Annotated in this window: 1 protein-coding gene; it reads left to right on the top strand. The window is 53.1% G+C overall.

The window, feature by feature from the left end:
• Nucleotides 1–24: 24 nt before the first annotated feature.
• Nucleotides 25–211 (top strand): hypothetical protein (locus AAIL66_RS24395; RefSeq protein ID WP_343497974.1); only part of this gene is annotated, 187 nt, incomplete at its 3' end.

Below are 211 nucleotides of genomic sequence, written 5' to 3'. Positions count from 1 at the left end.
CGAGGTGATCCAGGTATGGGGTCCATGAAGGCTCGGATACCAAGCCTGCATTGCCGCCATCGAGCAATCATTGATAGAGAAGTACAGACAAAAGCCATGCTGCGCAGCAAATTGGGAACACTGCTAGTGATCAGTGCGGCACTTTCTTGTGCGGCAGGATTTGCTCTGGATGCCCAGGGCAGCATCGCGAACCTTGAGCTTTGGATAGCTT

It is taken from the genome of Comamonas sp. F1-6 (assembly GCF_039581415.1).
Classification (GTDB): Bacteria; Pseudomonadota; Gammaproteobacteria; order Burkholderiales; family Burkholderiaceae_C; genus Comamonas; species Comamonas thiooxydans.
Note: the sequence above shows the minus strand (reverse complement) of the source record. Positions and strands in the feature narration are given on the sequence as shown.